Annotated in this window: 21 protein-coding genes and 2 pseudogenes; 11 read left to right on the forward strand and 12 right to left on the reverse strand. The window is 71.8% G+C overall.

All coding sequences use genetic code 11. The annotated features are described in order from the left end of the window. Nucleotides 1-37 precede the first annotated feature (37 nt). The 7 genes from ACZ4M3_RS02050 to kdpF (ACZ4M3_RS02080) form a co-directional block, all read right to left on the reverse strand. Nucleotides 38-727 carry a response regulator gene (locus tag ACZ4M3_RS02050; RefSeq protein ID WP_467729284.1) on the reverse strand — a complete coding sequence of 230 codons (690 nt, stop codon included), beginning with the start codon at nt 725-727 and terminating at the stop codon, nt 38-40. 129 nt (nt 728-856) lie between these two features. Next, complete coding sequence (locus ACZ4M3_RS02055) at nt 857-1573, reverse strand: potassium-transporting ATPase subunit C (RefSeq protein ID WP_467729286.1); 717 nt, start codon at nt 1571-1573, stop codon at nt 857-859. A 7-nt stretch (nt 1574-1580) separates the two neighbouring features. Continuing rightward, on the reverse strand, nt 1581-3686 hold the full coding sequence (gene kdpB, locus ACZ4M3_RS02060) for a potassium-transporting ATPase subunit KdpB (protein WP_467729288.1): 2106 nt from the start codon (nt 3684-3686) through the stop codon (nt 1581-1583). Further along, nucleotides 3683-5347, reverse strand: a complete 1665-nt coding sequence (gene kdpA, locus ACZ4M3_RS02065; protein ID WP_467729290.1) for a potassium-transporting ATPase subunit KdpA — start codon at nt 5345-5347, stop codon at nt 3683-3685. The genes kdpB and kdpA overlap by 4 nt, the downstream gene beginning before the upstream one ends. A 6-nt stretch (nt 5348-5353) precedes the next feature. Further along, on the reverse strand, nt 5354-5443 hold the full coding sequence (gene kdpF / locus ACZ4M3_RS02070; protein WP_037789535.1) for a K(+)-transporting ATPase subunit F: 90 nt from the start codon (nt 5441-5443) through the stop codon (nt 5354-5356). Between the two features lie 240 nt (nt 5444-5683). Then, nucleotides 5684-6436, reverse strand: coding sequence for a DUF4118 domain-containing protein (locus ACZ4M3_RS02075; RefSeq protein ID WP_467729292.1), 753 nt, complete (start codon nt 6434-6436; stop codon nt 5684-5686). Nucleotides 6437-6467: 31 nt separating this feature from the next. Further along, nucleotides 6468-6557, reverse strand: coding sequence for a K(+)-transporting ATPase subunit F (gene kdpF, locus ACZ4M3_RS02080; RefSeq protein ID WP_467729294.1), 90 nt, complete (start codon nt 6555-6557; stop codon nt 6468-6470). A 241-nt stretch (nt 6558-6798) separates the two neighbouring features. Here kdpF (ACZ4M3_RS02080) and ACZ4M3_RS02085 point away from each other — a divergent pair, with 241 nt between their 5' ends. From ACZ4M3_RS02085 to ACZ4M3_RS02115, 7 genes and pseudogenes are all read left to right on the forward strand, one after another. Continuing rightward, the gene (locus ACZ4M3_RS02085) at nt 6799-8685 is read left to right on the forward strand and encodes an APC family permease (RefSeq protein WP_467729296.1); all 1887 of its coding nucleotides are present in this window, start codon (nt 6799-6801) and stop codon (nt 8683-8685) included. 235 nt (nt 8686-8920) lie between these two features. Next, nucleotides 8921-9103 (forward strand): annotated as a pseudogene (locus tag ACZ4M3_RS02090) (hypothetical protein); the annotation flags it as partial. 369 nt (nt 9104-9472) lie between these two features. Further along, a complete protein-coding gene (locus ACZ4M3_RS02095) occupies nt 9473-11410 on the forward strand; it encodes an APC family permease (protein ID WP_467729298.1) in 1938 nt (645 codons plus the stop codon). Nucleotides 11411-11575: 165 nt separating this feature from the next. After that, nucleotides 11576-11995 (forward strand): aspartate 1-decarboxylase, encoded by a 420-nt coding sequence (panD, locus tag ACZ4M3_RS02100; protein ID WP_467729300.1) that lies wholly within the window; start codon nt 11576-11578, stop codon nt 11993-11995. A gap of 15 nt (nt 11996-12010) precedes the next feature. Continuing rightward, nucleotides 12011-12364: a GNAT family N-acetyltransferase gene (locus tag ACZ4M3_RS02105; protein WP_467729301.1), complete on the forward strand. Its 354-nt coding sequence runs from the start codon at nt 12011-12013 to the stop codon at nt 12362-12364. After that, complete coding sequence (locus ACZ4M3_RS02110) at nt 12358-13005, forward strand: aspartate/glutamate racemase family protein (protein ID WP_467730104.1); 648 nt, start codon at nt 12358-12360, stop codon at nt 13003-13005. The genes ACZ4M3_RS02105 and ACZ4M3_RS02110 overlap by 7 nt, the downstream gene beginning before the upstream one ends. A gap of 371 nt (nt 13006-13376) precedes the next feature. Next, nucleotides 13377-14618 (forward strand): transglycosylase family protein, encoded by a 1242-nt coding sequence (locus ACZ4M3_RS02115; protein ID WP_467729302.1) that lies wholly within the window; start codon nt 13377-13379, stop codon nt 14616-14618. Nucleotides 14619-14720: 102 nt separating this feature from the next. Here ACZ4M3_RS02115 and ACZ4M3_RS02120 read toward each other — a convergent pair. Beyond that, nucleotides 14721-15575, reverse strand: a pseudogene (locus ACZ4M3_RS02120) (DMT family transporter); the annotation flags it as partial. 141 nt (nt 15576-15716) lie between these two features. On the opposite strand from ACZ4M3_RS02120, the gene ACZ4M3_RS02125 reads away from it, so the two are divergent. Further along, complete coding sequence (locus tag ACZ4M3_RS02125) at nt 15717-17201, forward strand: SDR family NAD(P)-dependent oxidoreductase (protein WP_467729303.1); 1485 nt, start codon at nt 15717-15719, stop codon at nt 17199-17201. A 59-nt stretch (nt 17202-17260) separates the two neighbouring features. Here ACZ4M3_RS02125 and ACZ4M3_RS02130 read toward each other — a convergent pair whose 3' ends face one another. After that, on the reverse strand, nt 17261-17848 hold the full coding sequence (locus ACZ4M3_RS02130; RefSeq protein ID WP_467729304.1) for an inositol oxygenase family protein: 588 nt from the start codon (nt 17846-17848) through the stop codon (nt 17261-17263). Between the two features lie 293 nt (nt 17849-18141). Here ACZ4M3_RS02130 and ACZ4M3_RS02135 point away from each other — a divergent pair, with 293 nt between their 5' ends. Both ACZ4M3_RS02135 and ACZ4M3_RS02140 read left to right on the forward strand, forming a co-directional pair. Then, nucleotides 18142-18315, forward strand: coding sequence for a hypothetical protein (locus ACZ4M3_RS02135; protein ID WP_453356214.1), 174 nt, complete (start codon nt 18142-18144; stop codon nt 18313-18315). A gap of 163 nt (nt 18316-18478) precedes the next feature. After that, nucleotides 18479-19462 (forward strand): NAD-dependent epimerase/dehydratase family protein, encoded by a 984-nt coding sequence (locus ACZ4M3_RS02140; protein ID WP_467729306.1) that lies wholly within the window; start codon nt 18479-18481, stop codon nt 19460-19462. Here the strand turns inward: ACZ4M3_RS02140 and ACZ4M3_RS02145 are convergent. The 3 genes from ACZ4M3_RS02145 to ACZ4M3_RS02155 are packed head-to-tail and all read right to left on the reverse strand — an operon-like array spanning nt 19448 to nt 22325. Next, complete coding sequence (locus tag ACZ4M3_RS02145; protein WP_467729308.1) at nt 19448-20887, reverse strand: lipase maturation factor family protein; 1440 nt, start codon at nt 20885-20887, stop codon at nt 19448-19450. The two genes, ACZ4M3_RS02140 and ACZ4M3_RS02145, sit on opposite strands and share 15 nt — an antisense overlap. An 11-nt stretch (nt 20888-20898) precedes the next feature. Beyond that, a complete protein-coding gene (locus tag ACZ4M3_RS02150; protein WP_467729309.1) occupies nt 20899-21450 on the reverse strand; it encodes a DUF1990 family protein in 552 nt (183 codons plus the stop codon). Next, on the reverse strand, nt 21447-22325 hold the full coding sequence (locus ACZ4M3_RS02155; protein WP_467729311.1) for a YndJ family protein: 879 nt from the start codon (nt 22323-22325) through the stop codon (nt 21447-21449). The genes ACZ4M3_RS02150 and ACZ4M3_RS02155 overlap by 4 nt, the downstream gene beginning before the upstream one ends. Nucleotides 22326-22497: 172 nt before the next feature. Between ACZ4M3_RS02155 and ACZ4M3_RS02160 the strand changes: the two genes are divergently transcribed. Further along, nucleotides 22498-23745 carry a DUF6777 domain-containing protein gene (locus ACZ4M3_RS02160; protein ID WP_467729312.1) on the forward strand — a complete coding sequence of 416 codons (1248 nt, stop codon included), beginning with the start codon at nt 22498-22500 and terminating at the stop codon, nt 23743-23745. Nucleotides 23746-23750: the final 5 nt, after the last annotated feature.

Here is a 23750-nt window from a genome sequence, read left to right on the forward strand (position 1 = left end):
TGACGACGGGGGGCCGTGCCGTGGGTCGGGCGGGTGATCAGGGTTCGAAGCGGTAGCCCATGCCGGGCTCGGTGATCAGATACCGCGGGTGCGAGGGGTCCGCCTCCAGTTTGCGCCGGAGCTGGGCCATGTAGACGCGCAGGTAGTTGGTGTTCTCCCCGTAGGTCGGTCCCCAGACCTCCAGCAGGAGCCGGCTTTGTGTGATCAGCCGCCCCGGGTGGGTGATCAGGATTTCCAGCAGGTGCCACTCGGTCGGGGTCAGCCGTACGGTGCGCTCGCCCCGACGCACCTTCTTCGCGACCAGGTCGACGGTGAACTCGTCGGTGGTGACCACGGCGCCTTCGTCAGCCTGTGAAGCTCTTGGCGCTTCATGTCTCCGGGCGGCTGCCCGCAGCCGGGCCAGGAGCTCGTCCATGCTGAACGGTTTCGTCACGTAGTCATCGGCGCCCGCGTCCAAGGCCCGGATCTTGTCTTCCGAGGTGTGACGTGCGGACAGGACCAGGATGGGGACCTTGCTCCAGTCGCGGACACCCTTGATGACGTCGATGCCGTCCATGTCGGGCAGTCCGAGGTCCAGCACTATGACATCCGGCTCGCGGGCGGCTGCGAGCCGCAGGGCCGATCCGCCGTCTGAAGCCTCTTCGACCTCGAATTCGCGTGCCTGGAGATTGATCTTCAGCGCGCGGACGAGCTGAGGGTCGTCCTCCACCACCAGCACCCGGGTCATCGGTGTGCAGCCTTTCCGTTCGTGAGGGGCACGGCGGGAAGCCGGCGGGGCGCGGTGGGCACCCCCGCCCAGCAGTGGCTGGGGGGAGTTCCGTGCCCCGCCGGCGCGCAGTCCGTGCGGATGCGGACCTCAGCTCTTGGACAGCGCCTTCAGCGCGATGTTGAGCTCCAGGACGTTGACGCGGGGTTCGCCCAGGAAGCCGAGCGCGCGGCCCTCGGTGTGGTCCTCGACCAGCTTCTCGACCTGCTTGACGTCGAGCTCGTTCCGCTCGGCGACCCGGTGTGCCTGGAGCTTGGCGTACTCCGGGGAGATGTCCGGGTCGAGGCCGGAGCCGGAGGAGGTGACGGCGTCGGCCGGTACGTCCTCGGGCTTGACCTGGTAGCCGGCGGTGGAGTTGTCCGCGACGACCGCGTCCTTGGCGGCGGCCACCTGGGCGCAGAGGGTGCCCTCCTGCGCGTCCTTGGTGCACTTGCCGCCCACCGCGCCGTTGTCGGCGGACCGGTTGGTGGCGCCGGAAAGGATCAGCGAGTACTGGGTGTTGACGCTGTTGCTGCCCAGACCGTTGGACGGGCGCGGCTGGAACCACTTCAGGTCCGGCCGGGCCGCCTCCTCGGTGTGGCCGGGGTCCTTCTTCGGCAGGTTGTAGGTCTGCCCGATGAGGGAGGAGCCGACGACCTGGCCGCTCTCGTCGTTGATCTCGGATCCGTTGGCCTTGTCGTTGAACAGGGCCTGGGCGATGCCGGTGACGGCCAGCGGGTAGATGACCCCGCAGATCACGGTCAGGACGAGCAGGGCGCGCAGGCCCGCACCGATCAGGCGCGCTGTGGTGCCTACAGAGTTGGTCATTGTCGTCTCAGCCGATTCCGGGGATGAGGGAGATGAGCATGTCGATGATCTTGATGCCGATGAACGGGGCGATCAGGCCGCCCACGCCGTAGAGGCAGAGGTTGCGGCGGAGCATCTTGTCGGCGCTGGTCGGCTTGTACTGCACGCCCTTGAGGGCGAGCGGGACGAGCGCGATGATGATCAGGGCGTTGAAGATGACCGCGGCGAGGATCGCGGACTCGGGCGAGGTCAGGCCCATGATGTTGAGCTTGTCCAGGCCCGGGTAGACCACCGCGAACATGGCCGGGATGATCGCGAAGTACTTCGCGACGTCATTGGCGATGGAGAACGTGGTCAGCGCGCCGCGGGTAATCAGCAACTGCTTGCCGATCTCGACGATTTCGATCAGCTTGGTGGGGTTGGAGTCGAGGTCCACCATGTTCCCGGCCTCCTTGGCGGCCGAGGTCCCGGTGTTCATCGCCACGCCGACGTCCGCCTGGGCGAGGGCCGGGGCGTCGTTCGTGCCGTCGCCCGTCATCGCGACGAGCTTGCCGCCCGCCTGCTCCCGCTTGATGAGCGCCATCTTGTCCTCGGGGGTGGCCTCGGCGAGGAAATCGTCGACACCTGCCTCCTCCGCGATGGCCTTGGCGGTCAGCGGGTTGTCGCCCGTGATCATGACCGTTTTGATGCCCATGCGGCGCAGCTCGTCGAACCGCTCCCGCATGCCCTCCTTGACGACGTCCTTGAGGTGGATGACGCCCAGGACCCGGGCGCCCTGCTCGTCCTGGACGGCGACGAGGAGCGGGGTGCCGCCCGCTTCCGAGATCTCGTTGGCGAGGGTGTCGGCGTCGTCGGCGACCCGGCCGCCCTGCTCCGTCACCCACGCGATGACCGAACCGGCAGCACCCTTGCGGGTCTTCTTGCCGTCCACGTCCACGCCCGACATGCGGGTCTGGGCGGTGAAGGCGATCCACTCGGCGTGGGCGAGCTCGCCCTGGTGGCGCTCGCGCAGTCCGTACTTCTCCTTCGCCAGGACCACGATCGAACGGCCCTCGGGAGTCTCGTCGGCCAGCGACGAAAGCTGCGCGGCGTCGGCCAGTTCGGCTTCCGTCGTCCCCTTGACCGGGACGAACTCGGAGGCCTGCCGGTTGCCGAGGGTGATGGTGCCGGTCTTGTCCAGGAGGAGGGTCGAGACGTCACCGGCGGCCTCGACCGCGCGCCCGCTCATCGCGAGTACGTTGCGCTGCACGAGCCGGTCCATGCCGGCGATGCCGATGGCGGAGAGCAGGGCGCCGATGGTGGTGGGGATCAGGCAGACCAGCAGCGCCGTGAGCACGATCATCGACTGCTCGGCGCCCGCGTAGATCGCGAACGGCTGCAGGGTGACGACCGCGAGCAGGAAGACGATCGTGAGGGAGGCGAGCAGGATGTTCAGCGCGATCTCGTTCGGCGTCTTCTGCCGGGCCGCGCCCTCGACCAGGGCGATCATGCGGTCGATGAACGTCTCGCCCGGCTTCGTCGTGATCTTGATGACGATCCGGTCGGACAGCACCTTCGTGCCGCCGGTGACCGCGGACCGGTCGCCGCCGGACTCGCGGATGACGGGCGCGGACTCGCCGGTGATCGCGGACTCGTCGACGGAGGCGACGCCTTCGACCACGTCACCGTCACCGGGGACGGTGTCGCCGGCCTCGCAGACGACCAGGTCGCCGATCTTGAGGTCGGTGCCCGGGACCTGCTCCTCGCCCGTGCCGTCCTTGGTCAGACGGCGGGCGACGGAGTCGGTCTTGGCCTTGCGCAGGGTATCGGCCTGCGCCTTGCCGCGGCCCTCGGCGACGGCCTCGGCGAGGTTGGCGAAGACCGTGGTCAGCCACAGCCAGGCGGTGACGGCCCAGCCGAACCAGTCCGTCGGGTCCTTCAGCGCGAGGACGGTCGTGACCACCGAGCCGATCAGGACGACGAACATGACCGGCGACTTGATCATGACGCGCGGGTCGAGCTTGCGCACGGCGTCCGGGAAGGACTTCAGCAGCTGCTTCGGGTCGAAGAGGCCCCCGCCCACGCGCCCGGCGGGCGGCTTGTGGCCGGTTGGCAGGTCGTCGTGCGGAGCACGGGTCACAGTGGCGGTGCTCATGATGCGAGCCCTTCGGCGAGCGGACCCAGCGCCAGGGCCGGGAAGTAGGTCAGACCGGTGACGATGAGGATCGTGCCGACGAGCAGGCCCGTGTAGAGGGGCTTGTCGGTACGGAGGGTGCCCGTCGTCTCGGGGACGGGCTTCTGCTCGGCGAGCGAGCCGGCCAGCGCCAGGACGAACACCATGGGCAGGAAACGGCCCAGCAGCATGGCGATGCCGATGGTGCTGTTGAACCACTGGGTGTCGGCGTTCAGGCCCGCGAAGGCCGAGCCGTTGTTGTTGGCGCCCGAGGTGTAGGCGTACAGCACCTCGGAGAACCCGTGCGCCCCGGAGTTCAGCATGGAGTGCGGCGGTGTGGGCAGGGCCATCGCGGCGGCGGTGAAGCAGAGCACCAGCGCCGGGGTGACGAGGATGTAGCAGGCCGCGAACTTGATCTCGCGGGTGCCGATCTTCTTGCCGAGGTATTCAGGGGTGCGGCCGACCATCAGGCCGGCGATGAACACCGCGATGACCGCCATGACCAGCACGCCGTACAGGCCGGGTCCCACACCGCCGGGGGCGATCTCGCCGAGCTGCATGCCCAGCAGCTGGATGCCGCCGCCGAGACCTGTGAAGGAGGAGTGGAAGGAGTTGACCGCACCCGTCGAGGTCAGCGTGGTGGAGACCGAGAAGATCGCGGAGGCGCCGATCCCGAAGCGGGTCTCCTTGCCCTCCATCGCCCCGCCGGCGATGTCGAAGGCCGGGCCGTGGTGGGCGAACTCCGTCCACATCATCAGCGCGGTGAAGCCGAGCCAGATGGTGGCCGTCGTCGCGAGGATCGCGTAGCCCTGGCGCAGGCTGCCGACCATGCGGCCGAAGGTGCGGGTCAGCGCGAACGGGATGACCAGGATCAGGAAGATCTCGAAGAGGTTCGAGAAGGGGGTGGGGTTCTCGAACGGGTGCGCGGAGTTGGCGTTGAAGTAACCGCCGCCGTTCGTTCCGAGCTCCTTGATGACCTCCTGCGAGGCCACCGCCCCGCCGTTCCACTGCTGAGATCCGCCCAGGAACTGGCCGACCTCGTGGATCCCGGCGAAGTTCTGGATCGCGCCGCAGGCGACCAGGATGATCGCGCCGATCACCGAGATCGGCAGCAGGATGCGGAAGACACCGCGGACCAGGTCGGACCAGAAGTTGCCGAGTTCACCGGTGCGCGAGCGGGCGAAGCCGCGTACGAGGGCCACCGCGACGGCCATGCCGACCGCGGCGGAGACGAAGTTCTGGACCGCGAGGCCGCCGGTCTGTACGACGTGGCCCATGGCCTGCTCGCCGTAGTAAGACTGCCAGTTGGTGTTCGACACGAAGGACGCGGCGGTGTTGAAGGCCTGGTCGGGGTCGATCGCGGAGAAGCCGAGCGAGCCGGGCAGGATGCCCTGGGCCCGCTGGAGGGCGTAGAGGAAGAGGACGCTCACTGCGGAGAAGGCGAGGACGGCGCGCAGGTAGGCGGGCCAGCGCATCTCGGCCGACGGATTGGCGCCGATCGTCTTGTAGATCCACTTCTCCGGCTTGTAGTGCTTCTCGGAGGAGTACGCGCGGGCCATGTAGTCGCCCAGCGGGCGGTAGGCCAGCGCGAGCGCGGCGATCAGTGCGAGGAGCTGGAGCACACCAGCGAGAACGGGACTCATCGGTGGCTAGAACCTCTCCGGGTACACAAGGGCGAGGACGAGGTATCCGAGCAGGGAGACGGCCACCACGAGGCCGACGATGTTTTCGGCGTTCACAGCTTGGTCACCCCCCGGGCGATGAGAGCCACCAGCGCGAACACCGCGACCGTGGTGACGACGAAGGCCAGATCGGCCACCGTGAGCTCCTGGATGAAGAGGGAAGGAAACGAATCGGCCAGATGGCCGATGACGAGATAACCGTGTCTTCATCCCGGCGTTAAGACACCTTGACGGGGCACATACGGGCGCAGGGGAACTCTTAACGCCACGCTGACGCGCGGGGCCACGAATAGGGGGTCAGCCCTGCTGGGGCAGGCCGGCCGTGTCCAGGGCGGCGCCGGCTTCCGCGGCCAGCGCTACGGCCACCAGACGGGCCTCTTCGGGGGGCAGGGGGCGGTTCGGGAGCGGGTCGAGGAGGAAGCGGCCGTAGTAGTGGCCGCCGCCGACGACGCGCAGTTCGCTCTCCCCGTCCGGCCAGTCGGCGTACTCGGTGATGCGGCTGCCGCTGCGCAGCCACAGGCTGCCGTCGTGCTCCAGGCGCGGCAGGTGCCCGATCAGGGTCCCGTACTCGAAGCGGCAGCTGCGCAGGCCCAGCAGGCTGACCAGTTCGCGGCGCACGTACTCGACCACCGCCTCCGGCGAGTCGCCCTCCTCGACCAGCCGGGCGGTTCCCTGGAGGCTGGAAAGGTGCGCGGCGTCGGTGACCACGACGGTACGGAGCCGCTGCACGCGTACGGCCAGCTGCGAGACGATCAGCCCGACGACGAGCAGGAGGACGGCCGTCTGGACCTCGTCACCGTCGGCGATGGTGAACTGCCGGTAGGGCCTGGTCAGGAAGAAATCGAACCAGGCGGTCGCCGAGAGTGCGGCCAGCGCACCGGCCGCACGCGTGCCGAGGGCGGCGACCGCGACCACGGCGACGACCATGATCAGGGCCTCGTTCGTTGCCGAAAGATCCGTACGGAACGGCACGAGCCCGAGCGCGACGAGGAAGGGGACCACGAGGGCCGCGAGCAGGACCGCACGGTCATGGAACCGGTACCCGGACATGTGAGGCCTCCTGTCCGGACGCGACGATGAATCAGAACCTCTCGGGCTTGACCAGTGCTGCCACGAGATAGGTGAGCAGAGCGACGGCGACGATGAGCCCGACCACGTTCTCCGCGTCCATCAGCGTGTACTCCTTGCGATTCCGTCGGGCATGAGTCGCCCACATCAAGCCTGCCCCCGGTCGAAGCGGATGCCCCGCGCCCTGGCGCGGTCTTGACGCACCTCATACGACATGCCGGCCCGGCGTCAGGAGTTCGTGAAGAGTGCCGCGGCGGGCGTATGGATCACGCCAAGAGTGCTGGTCATTCGGCCGTGCCGTCCCGACGCTGTCCTCACTTTGTCCAAGCGGAGGAACAGCGAAGATGGCCATAGACACGGGAAAGACGACCGCGGCAGGACAGGTGCCGGGAGCGGAGGAGCCTCCTGATACCGGCGTACGGACGCCTCCCGAGGCACCGGACCGGCACCGGCTGACCGCCCTCCAGGGCCTGGCCGCGCTGTCGCTCGACGCGATGGCCTCCGTCGCCTACGGGCCCGAGTCGATCGTGCTCGTGCTGGCGGCGGCCGGTGCCTACGGCCTCGGGTTCACCCTTCCCGTCACCCTGGCGATCGCGACGCTCCTGGCCGTGCTGGTGGCCTCGTACCGGCAGGTCATCGCCGCGTTCCCGGACGGCGGCGGGTCGTACGCCGTCGCCGGGAAACACCTCGGCCGACGCACCGGCCTGGTGGCCGCGGCCTCGCTGATCCTCGACTACGTGCTGAACGTGGCCGTCTCCGTGACCGCCGGTGTCGCCGCCCTGACCTCGGCCTTCCCGGAGCTGTACGGGGAGCGGGTGTGGATCTGCCTCGGGGTGCTGGTCCTGGTCACGGCGGTGAACCTGCGCGGGGTCGTGGACTCCGCCAAGGCGTTCCTCGTACCGACCGCCGTGTTCGTGGGGTCGATCCTCGCCATGGTCGTGGTCGGTCTGTTCCGGGACGGCCCGGTGAGCACCGCCTCGGCCGCCGGCCACGCCTCCGCGCTCGGAGAAGGCACCACCACCGTCGGCGCCCTGTTGCTGCTGAAGGCCTTCGCGGCCGGCTGCTCCGCGCTGACCGGCGTCGAAGCCGTCGCCAATGCCGTCCCGTCCTTCCGCGCCCCGGCGGCCCGCCGGGCCCAGCGCACCGAAGTGGCCCTCGGCGCCCTGCTCGGCGTGATGCTGATCGGCCTGTCGGTGCTGATCGGCCGCTTCCACCTCCAGCCCGTGGCGGGCGTCACCGTCCTCGCCCAGCTCGCGGACGCCTCGTTCGGCCACAACGCCGCCTTCTACGTGGTCCAGTTCGCCACCATGGTGCTGCTGGCGCTCGCCGCGAACACCTCCTTCGGCGGGCTGCCCGGCCTGATGAGCCTGCTGGCCCGCGACCACCACCTGCCGCACGTGTTCGCCCTCAAGGCGGACCGTCAGGTGCACCGGCACGGCGTGGTGTGGCTGGCGCTCGTGTCGGCCGTTCTGCTGGTGTTCTCCGGCGGCGACACCAACACCCTCGTCCCGCTCTTCGCGGTCGGCGTCTTCGTCGGCTTCACGATCTGCCAGGTCGGCATGGTCCGGCACTGGTCCGGCGAGCGTCCCAAGGGCTGGCCGGCCAAGGCCGCCCTCAACGGCTTCGGCGCGCTGCTCACCGGAGTTTCGGCGATCGTCGTGACCGCCACCAAGTTCACCGAGGGCGCCTGGCTGATCGTGCTCGCCCTGCCGCTGATCGTCCTCGCGTTCGAGCAGGTCCACCGCGCGTACGCCCAGATCGGCGAACGCCTGGAACTGGGCCGTATCCCTCAAGCACCCCAGCGCTCCCGCTCCCTGGTCGTCGTGCCCGTCTCAGGGCTGTCCCGCCTGACCTGCCAGGCGCTCACCGCCGCCCGCTCACTCGGCGACGAGGTCCTCGCCGTGACCGTCATCCACTCCGGGTCGGAGGACCGGCAGGAAGCCGAATCCCTCCGCCGGGACTGGGAGTTGTGGAAGCCGGGCATCGCGCTGATCGAGGTCCCCGCCGCTATCCGTTCGCTCGGCCGCCCGGTGTCGGCGTACGTGCGCGAGCTGACGCAGGCACACCCCGACGCCCAGGTCACCGTCCTCATCCCGGAAACCGAACCCGCCCACCTGTGGCAGCGGATGCTGCAGAACCAGCGCGGTTCCCTCGTCGCCCACGCAGTCCGCCGCGACACCGACGCCGTCATCTGCCGACTGCGCTTCCGCATCACCTCCGACGAGCGTTGACGTCCCGTTGACGGTGGCTTGACGCGTCTCGCGCGCCGCCGTCAAGAAGGTGCCAATTCGCCCGGACGCACGGAGGATTCCGCCGGAACGGGCAGTAGTTTCCTGCCTGTTGCGCCGCCGGGGATCTCGACTGCTCACATGACGGCCGAGGGGGTCCATGCGAGACGGTCCCCGGCGGCGACACCCGTCACCCGCACCCGGTCCTTGCCCGCCCTTGCCGGCAGGGGGGTGCTGCAACGCCCTGATCATCGTCGCCCTCATCCCGCTCGCCCTGCGCGGTGTCCGCTACCAGCCCGCCTCCGCGCACGACCTGCTCCGCCGCAACCTCGGCGTCTACGACCTCGGTGGCCTGATCCTGCCCTTCGCCGGCATCAAGCTCATCGACCTCCTGGTGTCCACCGTCCCCGGCCTCGGCTGACGTCGGGCAACGGCCCGTCGGAGGAGAGACCACGGCCGCGTCAGGGCGGCCGGCGTCGCTCCGCACTCCGCTGGTTCCCCTGCGGGGGCGGCCTCCGTCCGGGCCGCCCCCGCTCCTCGTTCCGTGACCACGGTGCCTGCCTGCCTGCCTGCGTGCCCGCCTGCCTGCCTGCGTGCCCGCCTGCCCGCTTGCCGCGGTCAGGCTGCTGTCACTGACGGGCGAAGACGTTCAGTACGTCGTAGGCGGCTCCCACGCGTTAAGGACGCGTCAGGATTGGGTCATCTGCGGGCATAAGCGATCAGTCTGCGTACGCTTGCTCAGCCGTCGGTGTCGATGGCTGATTCTTTTCCGTACGACAGGAGCTCCACGATGGCCACCCCTGCCCGCACGTCGCGCCTGCGCGCGTGGCTGCTGGAAGGCTTGACCGCCGAGAACAGTTCGCCCGCCGCCAAGGAGGCGGCGGCCCAGCCCCACGGCCGGCCGTGGTGGCGGGTGATGTGCCTGACGGGTCTCGACTACTTCTCCACCCTCGGCTACCAGCCCGGCATCGCCGCCCTGGCGGCCGGCCTGCTCTCACCGCTGGCGACCATCGTCCTCGTGCTCCTCACCCTCTTCGGCGCGCTGCCCGTCTACCGGCGGGTCGCCGAGGAGAGTCCCCACGGCGAGGGCTCCATCGCGATGCTGGAGCGGCTGCTGACGTTCTGGAAGGGGAAGCTGTTCGTCCTGACCCTGCTCGGCTTCGCGGCGACCGACTTCCTGATCACCATCACCCTCTCGGCCGCCGACGCGACCGCGCACTTGGTGGAGAACCCGCACCTCACGAGCACCCTCCACGGTCACGAGATGCTGATCACCCTGATCATGATCGCGCTCCTCGGCGCGGTGTTCCTCAAGGGGTTCAGCGAGGCCATCGGCGTCGCCGTCGTCCTGGTCGCCACCTACCTCGGCCTGAACGTCGTCGTGGTGGCCGTCGGGCTGTGGCAGGTGATCACCGAACCGCACGTCATCACCGACTGGACGACCGCGCTGACCACCGAGCACGGCAATCCGTTCATGATGATCGCCATCGCGCTCATCGTGTTCCCGAAGCTCGCGCTCGGCCTGTCCGGCTTCGAAACGGGCGTGGCGGTCATGCCGCACGTCAAGGGCGACACCGAGGACACGGTCGAGAAGCCCGCGGGCCGGATCCGGGGCGCCAAGAAGCTGCTGACGACCGCGGCCATCATCATGAGCGTCTTCCTGATCTGCTCCAGCTTCATCACGACGCTGCTGATCCCCGCCGACCAGTTCCAGCCAGGCGGCGAGGCCAACGGCCGCGCGCTGGCCTACCTCGCCCACCAGTACCTCGGCTCCGCGTTCGGCACGGTCTACGACGTCTCCACGATCCTGATCCTGTGGTTCGCCGGTTCCTCCGCCATGGCGGGCCTGCTCAACCTGATGCCGCGCTACCTGCCCCGCTACGGCATGGCCCCGCAGTGGGCCCGGGCCCTGCGACCGATGGTGATCGTGTTCACCCTGGTCGCCTTCCTGGTGACGTGGATCTTCGACGCGGACGTGGACGCGCAGGGCGGCGCCTACGCCACCGGTGTCCTCGTCCTGATCACCTCGGCCGCTGTCGCCGTGACCATCGCCGCCCGTCGGGCGGGGGAGCGCGGCTGGACGATCGGCTTCGGCGTCATCTCCGCGGTCTTCGTCTACACCACGGCAGTCAACGTCGCCGAACGCCCCGACGGCGTGAAGATCGGCGCCTGCTTCATCGGCGGCATCATGGCGCTCTCGCTCCTCTCCCGCCTCGCCCGCGTCTTCGAGCTGCGCGTCACGGACGTCGAGCTCGACCACATGGCCCAGCGGTTCATCCGCGACACCGCCAACCGCACGATCCGGTTCATCGCCAACGAGCCCGGCAACCGCGACCGGTCCGAGTACCGCGAGAAGGTCGACCAGATCCGCGCGGACAACGACATCCCGCCCGGCGACGACGTCATGTTCGTCGAGGTCACCGTCCTGGACGCGTCCGAGTTCGAATCCGGCATGCGGGTGCGCGGCGAGGTGCTCCACGACCGCTACCGCGTCCTGACCCTGGAGAGCTCCAGCATCCCCAACGCCCTCGCCGCGCTCCTCCTGCACGTCCGCGACGAGACGGGGCAGCGCCCGCACATCTACTTCGAGTGGACCGAGGGCAACCCGATGGCCAACTTCCTCCGCTTCTTCCTCTTCGGTCAGGGCGAGGTCGCCCCCGTCACCCGCGAGGTCATCCGCGAGGCCGAACCCGACCGCACCCGCCGGCCGCACGTCCACGCCGGCTGACACCAGCCCGTGCCTCTCCCCGGCACGCCGGGCGCCGAGGAAGCCCCGCTCGCCACTGCGCACGATGTGCTGGAAAGCCTTCGAGTCGAAGGCGTGCCGATGTACAGTGAACGACGCCCTTGACCAGCAGAAAGCCGGCAGGGAGCCGTCTTCCGGGAGTTCAGAATGCTGCGCACCATGTTCAAGTCCAAGATCCATCGGGCCACCGTCACCCAGGCCGACCTGCATTACGTCGGGTCCGTGACCATCGATGCCGATCTGCTGGACGCCGCCGATCTGCTGCCGGGGGAGCTCGTCCACATCGTGGACATCACCAACGGGGCGCGGCTGGAGACGTACGTCATCGAAGGGGAGCGGGGGTCCGGGGTCATCGGGATCAACGGCGCCGCCGCGCACCTCGTGCACCCGGGCGACCTGGTCATCCTGATCAGCTACGCGCAGGTCGAGGACGCCGAGGCCCGGTCGCTGGAGCCCCGCGTCGTACACGTCGACGCGGACAACCGGATCATCGAGCTCGGGGCGGACCCCTCCGCCCCGGTTCCCGGAACGGACCAGGAGCGCAGCCCCCACGCGGTGGCTGTCTGAGGAGAGCGGGGGAGCATGGCCGAGAACCAGGCGATCGAGTTCGAGGACGACCGGAAGGGCGGGCGGCTGCTGGCCGTCGAGGGCGGGGCGGTGATCGGCTTCATCGCCTACTTCGTGCTGGCCCGGGACCCCCGCGCGCTGGTGGCCGTCCACACCATCGTCGAGCCGGGCCACGAGGGCCGCGGCATCGGCGGGCAGCTGGTGCGGACCTTCTACGGGATCGCCGCGGCCGAAGGGGTTCCCGTGGTCCCGCTGTGCCCCTACGCGGCGAGCTGGGCGGCCAAGCACCCCGATCTGGCGCCGGCGGCCCCCGCCGAGCTGGTCGAGGCGGCGAAGGCGCAGCTGAGCGCCGACTCCGACCTCTGGTGACCGGCCGCTCCCTGACCCTGCTGCACACCTCCCCGGTGCACGTCCCGGTCTTCGACGCGCTGCGGGACCGGGACCACCCCGGCGCCGTGCTGCGGCACCTCGTGGTCCCGGAGCTGCTGGAGCGGGCCCGTGCGTACGGGCCCGCCTCGGTGGCTCCGGACGTACGGGACGCGCTCGCCGGGACCGCGGGGCCGGTACTGGTCACCTGCTCCACGATCGGGGCCGTCGCCGAGTCCCTCGGGCCGGCCATCGGCCGGCCCGTGCTCCGGGTGGACCGGCCGATGGCGGCCGAAGCCGTCCGCACCGGGCCCCGGATCGTCGTACTCGCCGCCGTCGCGTCCACCCTCGCCCCGACGGTGGAGCTGCTGGAGCAGGAGGCCGCCGGGCGGCCCGTGGCCATCCGTACCCGGCTGGTCGCGGGGGCGTGGGAGCACTTCGAAGCGGGGGACCCCGCCGGGTACCTCGCCCGGGTGGCCCGCGAGGCGGACACCGTCGCCGACGCGGACGTCGTCGTCCTCGCCCAGGCCTCGATGGCCGGCGCGGCGGATCTGCTGACGACGGCGGTCCCCGTCCTGAGCAGCCCCGCCACCGGACTGGCCGCCGCGCTGCGCCCGCAGGACGCCCCCGAGCGCACCCGTTAGGACGCCGGCGGGCGTAGCCGCCCGGTTCCGGGGAAGGTGGGGCTTATGGTGCTCGACCTCGTGGTGCTCGACGAAGACCAGACGCAGCCACCCGCCCCGGAGCCCGACCCGGTGCCCGCGCCCCCGCCCGGGCCCGGACCGTTCCCGGAGCCCGACCCCGTGCCGCGGCCCGTGCCGCCGGTTCCGGGGCCCGTCCCGGAGCCCGATCCGGTGCCGCCGCCCCCCGGGCCGGCCCCGATCCCGCAGCCGGGGCCGCTGGGTCGCGGGTAAAGCGTCAATTCCCCCTCGAAGACGGCCGGTTGTCGCTATTGTCAGCCTCCACCGGCGCCGTTAACTTGTGCGGTTCCGGCACGTCTTCAAGGGGGGCTCCCATGGGTGTACGGGGCCGGCACCGCCGGTACCAGCCGAGCAGCATCAACCGTGCCTCGCTCGCCGTCACCGCCGGTGGCGCGGGCATCGCGCTCCCGCTGATCGGCGCCGGGGCCGCCCACGCGGCCTCCGAGGACACCTGGAACAAGGTCGCCGCCTGCGAGTCGACCAACAACTGGCACATCAACACCGGCAACGGCTACTACGGCGGCCTCCAGTTCAGTCAGAGCACCTGGCGCGCCTTCGGCGGCACCGCCTTCGCGGCCCGCGCCGACCTGGCCAGCAAGGACCAGCAGATCGCGGTGGCCGAGAAGGTGCTGAAGGGGCAGGGACCCCACGCCTGGCCCGCCTGCGGCCCGCAGGCCGGGCTCAGCCGCAGCGGCCCGGCCCCCGGCCCGGCGCCCGCCGTGATCCCGCGCCAGCAGAGCGCGCCCGCGGCCGTCCGGGCCCAGGCCCCGAGCGCGCCCCGGCCCACCGGCACCTCGGTCCTGCCGAACCCGTACGTCGTCGCCCCCGGTGACTCGCTCTCGGCGATCGCCACCGGCCAGCACGTCGAGGGCGGCTGGCAGGCCCTGTACGAGACCAACCGGGCCACCATCGGCGGCAACCCGGACCTGATCTTCCCCGGGCAGCGGCTGACCCTGCGCGTCACCACCGCCCCCGTCGCGCCGCCCGCCCAGAACCCGGAGAAGCCGCCGCGCGTCGCCGAGCCGGTGACACCGGTACAGCCCGCCGCCCCCAAGCCCGAGCAGACCCAGCCGCAGACCAGGCCCGAGCAGACCAAGCCCGAGCAGACCAAGCCGGCCGAGTCGGCGTCAGCGAAGGAGAAGACGGCGACGGGGGGCTTCACCGCTCCCGTCGACGCCGCCATGGGCACGGCCTACCACGTCGCCGGTTCCTCCTGGTCCAGCGGCTACCACACCGGGGTCGACTTCCCGGTGCCGACCGGCACCAGCATCAAGGCCGTCGGCCCCGGCACGGTCCTCTCGGCCGGCTGGGCCGGGGCGTACGGGTACCAGGTCGTCATCCGGCACGCCGACGGCCGGTACTCCCAGTACGCCCACCTCTCCGCCCTCGGCGTCAGAGCCGGGCAGCAGGTCTCCGGCGGCCAGCGCATCGGCCGCTCCGGCTCCACCGGCAACACCACCGGACCGCACCTCCACTTCGAGATGCGCACCGGGCCCGGGTACGGCACCGACATCGACCCCCTCAAGTACCTCCGCGGGCGCGGCGTCGACATCTGACCCCCGTACGTGCGGCGGCACGGCCGTGAGCAGGACCAGGCCGGCCGCCGCCACCACGGCGCTCACCAGCGCCGCCGCCGTGCCCGCGTACCCGTACCGGAAGCCCTCGTCGAACAGGGTGAGCCCGACCACCGCGGCCACCACCGGGTTGACCACCGTCAGCGTGGCGAGCGGCGCCGCGAGCCCGGCCCCCCGGTAGGCCGCCTGCGACAGCAGCAGCCCGCCGCACGCCAGGACCGCGATGGCCAGCAGGTCGGGCCACCGGGCGGCCGGCGCGTGCACGGAGAAGCCGTCGGCCGCCGACTTCGTGAACACCGAGGCCATGCCGAAGGCCGTCCCCGCGGCCGCGGCCAGCAGCACCCCGCGCAGCACGGCCCGGTGCATCCGGTGCGCCGCCACGACCAGCGCCGCCACCACGGCGCCCGTCACGATCAGCAGCAGGCCCCGCTCACCGCCCGCGAGGGTCCGCCCCGCGTCGCGGTCACCGCCGGTCAGCGCCAGCAGTCCGGCCAGCCCGACGGTGGCCAGCACCGCCCCGCGCCAGGCCGCCGCACCGGCCCGGCGGTGTACGAACACGGCCGCCATCGGGAGCGCGAAGACGATGGTCAGCGCCCCGAGCGGCTGCACCAGGCTCAGCGGCCCGTAGGCGAGCGCGACCACGTGCAGCGCGGCCCCGAGGCCGTTCAGGGCCACTGCCACCCACCAGACGGGCCGGTGCAGCGCAGCGTAGGGGCGGTCCGGCGATCCCTCCGCGACGCGCTCCTGGACGATCGCGGCCGCCGCGTACGCGACCGCCGAGGCCAGGCAGAGCAGGACCGACAGTGCCAGTGCACTCATGCTGTGCACAATGCGCCACCCGGTCGGCCTATTCCTGCCCCTCTCCGATCCCTGTCCCACCCCTGTCCCGCCCCCGCCGACCCAGGCCGGCTCCCTTCCCGGCGAGCCGTTTCCGGCCATCCCCAGGGTGACGGTTCCTCGCGCTCCGTGAGGGGGCCGGGCACGGGTTTGGTGCCGGGCGCGTGGCCTCCGTACAGTTGCGGTTTTGAGGACTTCCGCAGCAGGCGGATGCGGACGAGTGAGCAAGGAACGGCAGCGGCCATGACGGTGACCGAAGACAACCACGTAACCGGGGACGACACCCCGGCGTACGGCCCGGGCATCGATCCCGACCGGCTGGCCCTCTGCCTCAGCGTCCTGGACGAGCTGGACAAGCTCGACGTGGACCACCCGGACGCCGTCACCGTACGCCGCGCCACCGCGGGCCTCTACCGCACGGTCAAGCAGCGCCGCCGGCAGGAGCGCCGCGCCGCCAAGACCGCCAACGACAAGGCCGTCACCGAGGCGACCGCTACCGGTTCCGCCGAACGCATCGACGACGAGACCCAGGGCAACGCGCTGACCGCCGCCACCAAGGGCCCGATCGCCGGAATACTCCAGCGCCCGCGCTCCTGCTACATCTGCAAGACGCGCTACGTCGAGGTCGACGCGTTCTACCACCAGCTGTGCCAGGACTGCGCCGCCTTCAACCGCGCGCGCCGCGACGCGCGCACCGACCTGAGCGGCCGCCGCGCCCTGCTCACCGGCGGCCGCGCCAAGATCGGCATGTACATCGCGCTGCGGCTGCTGCGCGACGGCGCCCACACCACCATCACCACCCGCTTCCCCAACGACGCGATCCGCCGCTTCAAGGCGATGCCGGACAGCTCCGAGTGGCTGCACCGGCTGAAGATCGTCGGCATCGACCTGCGGGACCCGGCACAGGTCGTCGCGCTCGCCGACTCGGTCGCCGCCGAGGGCCCGCTCGACATCCTGATCAACAACGCCGCCCAGACGGTGCGTCGTTCGCCGGGCGCCTACCGCGAGCTGGTCGCCGCCGAGAGCGCCCCGCTCCCGGCCGGTGAGCTGCCCTCCGCCGAGGTGATCGGCACCTTCGGCAGCGGCACCGTCGACCGGGTCGCGGCCCTGCCCACGGGCAAGGGCGAGAAGCTCACCGCCCAGGACGTCACCGAGCTCGCGCTGGTCTCCGGTTCCGCGTCGCTGGAACGGATCGCGGCCGGTACCGCCATCGACGCGGGCGGCCTGGTCCCGGACCTGCACGACACGAACAGCTGGATCCAGACGGTCTCGGAGGTCGACCCGATCGAGCTCCTCGAAGTGCAGCTGTGCAACTCCACCGCGCCGTTCATCCTGATCAGCAAGCTGCGTCCGGCGATGGCCGCGGCCGGGGCCGACCGCCGCTACGTCGTCAACGTCTCCGCGATGGAAGGCGTGTTCAGCCGCGGCTACAAGGGCGCCGGACACCCGCACACCAACATGGCGAAGGCCGCCTTGAACATGCTGACGCGCACCAGCGCCCAGGAGATGTTCCAGAAGGACCAGATCCTGATGACCGCCGTGGACACCGGCTGGATCACCGACGAGCGTCCGCACCCGGACAAGGTCCGGCTCGCCGAGGAGGGCTTCCACGCCCCGCTCGACCTGGTGGACGGCGCGGCCCGGGTCTACGACCCGATCGTCCGCGGCGAGGCCGGCGAGGACCTGTACGGCGTCTTCCTCAAGGACTACGCGCCCGCCAACTGGTAGGCCGCTCCTCCGGACCGCGCGCCCCGGCCCTCCCTCGCGGAGGCCGGGGCGCCGCCGTATCAGCCGGTCGGCCGGGCCGCCGGACGCGCGAACTCCCCGGCCGCCACCAGTTCCAGGACCGGCCGCCAGTCCTCCACCACGCCCGCGTCCAGCCCGACCACCTTGCCCGCGTCGTCGGCCCGGCGCAGGATCACCGCGGCCGCGGCGTCCGGGTCCGCCTCGAAGGCCCGGACTTCCGCCCGGTCCATCAGGCCGCCCTGCTCGCGCAGGGTCAGCGCGCTCTGCGGGGACAGGGCCCGCCCGGGTTCGGTGGTGGCCAGGTAGCGCTTCGCCGGCACGTGCAGCCGGACCAGCCGTGCCACCCGGTCACCGAGCAGCGGCCGGACGGCCTGCGCCGCGTGGTCGGCGTGTTCCGCGTCGTCCCCAGGGACCAGCAGGTGGCCCAGGTCGTGCACCAGACCAGCCACCTGGAGTTCCTTGTCGGAGGGGTGCGACCGGCGCAGCAGCGCAGCCGTCTGCAATCCGTGGTCGTGCAGGTCCACCGGGTCGCCGCTGCGGTCCGGGGTGTCCCACGCCCCGCGGCAGGCGTGCAGCAGTTCGATCAGTCCCTCGACACTGTCCACTTCCGGCACCTCGGACCTCGTCACCGCCACCGCTCCTTCGTTCGCGACCGCACGTACGTACGTACGCCCGAGCAGAGCATCCGCCGACGACGCGCCGTGCCACGACTTCCTGAACTCGGGGAGAAGGCAAGAGGACAGGAGTGAATTTTGCCTTTCCATCGAGCGGGGCCCCGCTCATATGTGTACTCTTGAGCGCATGAAAGGGCCCCACCACGGCCCTCCCTCGCTCCATCACGGCGCCACCGCGTCCGGTATCCCTTTATTCCTGCCCGGCGCGGCGTTCGCCCGCCGGGTTACGCGACACAAAGGAGTGCGCGGTGACAGAACTGACGAAGTCCGACCAGGTCCTGCTGGAACGGTCGGGGTGGCAGGGCAAGACCCGCTCCGCCGAGCTCGGCAGCCTCGAAGTGTGGGCCCGGTCCGCGCCGATCCGGCTGGCGGGCTACGAGGACGACCTGGCGGAGCCGCACATCCTGCCCGGCATCGACTGACGGCCCCGGCTGAACGGCCCGGTGACACCGCGCCCCCGCGCCGACTCGGCGGCGGGGGCGCCGTACGTCCCCGCGAAGTTCCCGCACCGGGTACGCCCTGGGCGTCATCGCTGAGGGCGATCAAGGGTTCCGGGCCCGGGCCGCGGCGGGCAGGCTGGCCGGCATGAGACTGCTGATGCTGGGCGGCACCGAATTCGTCGGACGCGCCGTCACCGAAGAGGCCGTGGACCTGGGCTGGGACGTCACCGTCTGGCACCGGGGGCACCACGCGCCCCCGCCGGGCACCTCCGTCCTGCACGGCGACCGCACCGCCCCCGACGGGCTGGCCGCGCTCGCCGAGGGGGAGTGGGACCTCGTCGTCGACACCTGGAGCGGGGCCCCCGCCGCCGTGCGCGACAGCGCCCGGCTGCTCGCGGGACGGGCGGGCCGGTACGTCTACATCTCCAGCCGCTCGGTGTACGCCTACCCGGCCCCCGCCGGCCTGGCCGAAGACGCCCCGCTCGTGACGGGCTCGCCCGACGCGGAGGCCACCGCCTACGCCGAGGACAAGCGGGGCGGTGAGCTCGCCGCCCTCGACGCCTTCGGCGAGCGCGCCCTGCTCGTGCGCGCCGGGCTGATCCTCGGCCCGTACGAGAACGTCGGCCGGCTGCCCTGGTGGCTGAACCGCGCCGCGCGGGGCGGCCCGATGGTCGCCCCGGGCCCGCGTGACCACCCGCTCCAGTACATCGACGTCCGCGACCTCGCGCGCTGGACGCTGGGGGCCGCCCTGGCCGGGCACGGCGGCGCGTACGACCTGGTCTGCCCGCCCGGGCACGCCACGACGGCCGGTCTCCTGGAGGCCTGCGCGGCCGTCACCGGAGGCTCGGCGGAGCTCCGCTGGACCGATCCGGCCGTCATCGAGGCGGCGGGCATAGAGCCGTGGACGGAACTGCCCGCCTGGCTGCCGCCGGGCGAACTCCACGACTTCATGTGCCGCGTGGACGTCACCAAGGCCCTGGCCGCGGGCCTGACGTGCCGGCCGGTCGAGGAGACCGTCGCCGACACCTGGACCTGGCTCCGGTCCCTCGGCGGGATCGCTCCGCACCGCCCCGACCGGCCGTTGAAGGGCGTCTCAGCGGAGCGGGAGGCGGCGCTACTCGGGCTCTGACCAGGCCGCTTCGGCGAGCCGCGTGGGCGGCAGGTACTCGCGCAGCAGGGTGCGGTGCCACCAGGCGCCGGTCTCGCGGAGTTCGCGCCAGGTGGTGAACCGGTAGCGGTAGAGCCTCGCCCGTACGTACACCGGCGGCGCGTCCGGGAAGGGGTTGTGGCGCAGCAGCCGCAGCGTGTCCCGGTCGTTGGCCAGCAGCCGCTCGACGAACGGCCCGAACCAGTCCCGCGCGTAGCCCGGGGAGAGCGCCGCGAACCACATCAGCCAGTCCAGCCGCAGGTGGTAGGGGGCGTACTGGCGCGGGACGCGCCGCGGATCGCCGGGCTTGCCCTTGAAGCCGTACTCGCGCCAGTCGCCGTCCGCCCGGGGCGCCTGCTCGGCGGTGCCCTCCACCACCACCTCGTCGCGGATCCGGCCGACCGTGCCGAAGGCCCCGTACGTGTTGACCAGGTGCAGGGAATCGAAGGAGCGGTTCATCACCTGGCGCCGGGAGAGCATGTTGGCCACCGGATGCCGGCTGAGGACGAGCACCAGCGCGGTCACCGCGCACACCAGGACCGCGTACCAGAGCGGCGCCGGGCGCGAGGCGGCGGCCGGGGGCGGGCCGGTGAGCCCGGTGAAGTCGACGGCGGACAGCGCCGGCGCGATCGTGATCCAGTTCAGCCAGGCGAAGTTCCCCGACAGCACCAGCCACAGCTGCGTCGCGACGATGATCCCGGCGGCGTACGAGGCCACCGGCTGCGGGGTGAACAGCAGGACCGGCACGACCAGTTGGGTCACGTGGTTCGCGGCGCACTCCACCCGGTGCAGCGGCTTCGGCAGATGGTGGAAGAACCAGCTCAGCGGCCCCGGCATCGGCTGCGTCTCGTGGTGGTAGTAGAGGCAGGTCAGCTTGCGCCAACAGGCGTCGCCCCGCAGCTTGATCAGCCCGGCGCCGAACTCCACCCGGAACACGATCCACCGCAGCAGCCACAGCACCAGCACCGGCGGCCCGGTCCGCGCGTTGCCGAGGAAGACGGCGAGGAACCCCACCTCCAGCAGCAGCGACTCCCAGCCGAAGGAGTACCAGGTCTGCCCCACGTTCACGATCGACAGGTAGAGCAGCCACAGCACGGCCCACATCGCCATCGCCGCTCCCAGCGGCACGGCGTCCCCCGCGCCCGCCAGGAGCGCGGCGGCCAGCGCCGCGCCAGCCCAGGCGCAGCCGGCGAAGAGCGGGTCCGAGTAGCGCCAGTGGAACAGGCTCGGGGCGCGCCGGAAGGGGACGTGGCGTACGTAGCGCGGGACGGGGAGCATGCCGTGCGCCCCGATCAGGGCGCGGAACTGGAGGGCGGCGGCGGTGAAGGCGCAGAGGTAGACACCGGCCAGGGCCCGCTGGAAGACCAGCCGGCCCAACCAGTAGCCGGGCGCCGTGAACCAGTCCATCCCCTCCAGTATCAGGCGCCGGGGGCCCCGGCTGCCAGCTTGCGCACGGTGCGGCCGAGCAGCCGGGCGTAGCCCAGCTGGAGTACGGGGACCACCGGCCCGGCGAGGCGGGTGTACCAGCGGGCGGGGCGGCTGAAGGCGGTCACCTCGAACCACACCGTGCCGTCGGGGTCCATCAGCACCATGAAGGACTCCTCGCCGGATTCGGGGTGGCCCACCAGGGTTCCGTAGGCGAAGCCGACGCGGGCGGTCTCGTACGCGGTGCGCAGGATCAGGCAGGGCGCGTCGATGCGCAGGGGGCCGAAGCCGATCCCGACCGTCACCCGCGCGCCGGGGCGCACCGCGCCCGCCTCCGCCCGGATCCGCAGGCCCGAGGTGCGGTGGGCGTGGAAGGTGGTCACCGACGTGCCCGCGGCTTCGAAGACGGCCTGTCCGTGGCCGATGCGGGTCCGGTGGTGGAGGTGGTGGTACCCGTCGGGCAGCGGGCGGTGCTCCGTCGCGCCCCGTTCCGGGTAGCTGAGGGTGTCGCGGCCGGTGCTGCCGGTGCTGAGGAGTCGGGTCATCGGGTCATCTCCTGTCGGTCCATGGTGAGCCGGCGCCAGGCCAGCAGCGAGCAGAGGGCGAAGCCGAGCGCGTTCCCGAGGCCGTGGGTGGCGGCCATCCAGGTCAGGGTGGGGTGGGTGATTCCGGTGGCCTCGCCGGTCGCCCACCACAGGGCGAGCAGCATCGTGGCCACCAGGACCCCCGCCGAGGTGGCGAGGAGCGTACGGGTGGTGCGGTCGCGGACGCCGGTCCGGATCCCGCGCCAGGTGGTCAGCGCCACCGCCCACATGCCGGCCGTCAGCACCACCGCCCCCACCAGCTCGGCCCGGTCGTCGATGAAGTAGCCGAGCAGGACGAGCAGGGTGCCGGTGGGCACGCTGTACGCGGCCCAGCGGGCCAGGGCCGCGCCGGGCCCGGGATCCGCCCCGGGCGGCCGGCCGGCTCCGGCCGCGCGGCACACCAGGCCGCCGACCAGGGCGGCGGTGAACCCGGCGAAGTGGAAGTGCGGCACGGTCAGCGCGAGGACGTCGAGGTCGAAGCCGAAGAGCCGGTACCCGGCGCGCTCCGCGACCAGGGCGCCGCCGGCGACGGCGGGTGAGACGAGCGCGGTGAGCACGGCTGCCTCGGCGGGCGCGGGTCTTCCCGTGCGCCGGAGGGTGCGCAGCAGCCGGGCCGGGGCCCTGACCGCGAGGGCCAGGGTGGCGGCCGCGTAGAGCGCCGCGAGCACCGTGGCGGGTGCGCCGCCCGGCAGCCACAGGCACACCGCCCCCGGTGCGGCGAGCAGGGGCCAGAGCCGGGCGGTGCGGCGGAACCCGGCCGGGTCGATCAGGCGCAGGCCGGCGGGGACGACGTAGAGCATGCCCAGCGTGACGATCAGGTTCACGAGTACCGTCACGGCCACTCCCGGGGGTCGGTGCGCCAAACGTTCTTGAACGCGTTCAAGTCGCGATCGTGACCCTACGCGGTTCTTTGAACATGTTCAAGGAGTGCGGGCGGCGCTCCGGTTGCGGTACGGACGCGGATGCGGCAGACAAGAGTGAGCAACCGGGGCGAAAAGGGAGAATCTCGTGAGCGACGAGCACGCACCGACATTCCGTCAGGCGCCGCGCCGTCATGCCCCGGGCCGGGCAACGCTCTTTACGGCCGTCGGCCTGCTCGGGCTGCTCACCACCGGCTGCGGCGGCTCCGAGGAGCCCGTGAGCGCCCCCGGCCCGCAGACCCAGGAGGTCCACCTCCAGCCGGTCGGCTCGGCGGGACCGGACCCCTTCACCACCTCCACCGCCACCGGGGAATCGGCCCCCGCCCAGCCCCCGCTGCCCAACCCGAGCGGCCAGGGGATCCGCACCGTCAACGCCGCGACCCCCGGCCTGTACGGGGGCATCCAGCGGCTCGGCAGCTGCGACGTGGAACACCAGTCGAGCCTCATCACCGCCGACAACGCCAAGGCGGGGGCCTTCGCCGAGGCCTCCGGCGTCGCCCAGGACAAGATCGGCGACTTCCTGCGCGAACTGACCCCGGTCGTGCTGCGCGCCGACACCCGGGTCACCGGCCACGGCTTCCGGGACGGCCGGGCCGACGCCTTCCAGTCCGTGCTCCAGGCCGGGACGGCCGTGCTCGTCGACGGCCACGGCATGCCGCGCGTCCGCTGCGGCTCCGGCCATCCCCTCTCCGCGCCGCGCGCCCCCAAGGGGAACCCGTTGATCAAGGGCGAGCCCTGGAACGGCTACCAGGCCAACCAGGTCATCGTCATCGAGCCGACCGTCCAGCAACTGGAACACCTGGTGCTGGTGAACCTCGCCGACAACACCTGGCTGGAGCGCAAGACCGGCGACGACGGCGCCCAGGACCGGACGCCCCAGGGAATGCCGCCCTACGACCCGGCCGAGAGCATCCCGAGCGGTCCGCCCACCCCGGAAGGACCCGCTGTCCCCGACGGCCCGGCCGCGCCGTCCGAGCCGGGTGGACCGGCCGGGCGGACCAGGCCGGTCCACCCGGCCGAGCCGCTGCCCAAGCAGCCGCCCGCGCCACCCTCCGACGCCCCGCCCCAGCTCCCGCCGGACCTGCCGAACGGCCCCGCCCAGGACCTCCCGCAAGACGTCCCCCCGAACGCGCCGCCGGACGGCACCTTCGGCCTCCCGCCGGACCAGTACCCCACCGCTCCGCCGCCCGGCGAGCCCGGACTGCCGACCGGGCCCGACGGGGTGCCGCCGGAGCGGTCGGACCCGTACGGATACGACTCCCCGGCGCCCTACGACCCGTACCCGCTGCCCGACGCCCCGCCCCTCGACCCCCTCCCCTCCATGGAGAGCGCCTGACCCGC

It is taken from the genome of Streptomyces sp. NPDC026522, assembly GCF_055567555.1.